The 328-nt window shown below is 48.8% G+C and carries 1 pseudogene and 1 other annotated feature; the pseudogene reads left to right on the top strand.

The window, feature by feature from the left end:
• Positions 1–328: pseudogene (locus JFC08_RS13670) on the top strand (IS3 family transposase); the annotation flags it as partial.
• Positions 25–141, top strand: a sequence feature (AL1L pseudoknot). It overlaps the preceding pseudogene by 117 nt.

Here is a 328-nt window from a genome sequence, read left to right as displayed (position 1 = left end):
TAATGAAATCATCAGGAAGGCTGCGGCTTTTTTCGCCCAGGCGGAGCTCGACCGCCCACCGAAATAATGGTCGATTTCATTGATGTTAACAAGCAAGAATATGGGATCGAGCCAATCTGTAGAGTACTACCGATTGCCCCATCAACCTATCACCGTGCTAAAGACTTAGAAGAGTGCCCTGACAAGCGCCCATTACGCAGTCAGCATGACGACTTCTACATCAGCGAAATCAAACGTATCTGGCAGGACAGTAAATGCCGTTACGGTGTTCGTAAAGTCTGGCAGCAGATGAAAGCTGACGGGTTAAAGGTTGCTCGGTGTACCGTAG

Source organism: Psychrobacter cibarius, assembly GCF_016107535.1.
Classification (GTDB): domain Bacteria; phylum Pseudomonadota; class Gammaproteobacteria; order Pseudomonadales; family Moraxellaceae; genus Psychrobacter; species Psychrobacter cibarius.
The sequence above is the reverse complement of the archived record's forward strand: the minus strand, read 5'-3'. Positions and strand labels throughout refer to the sequence as shown.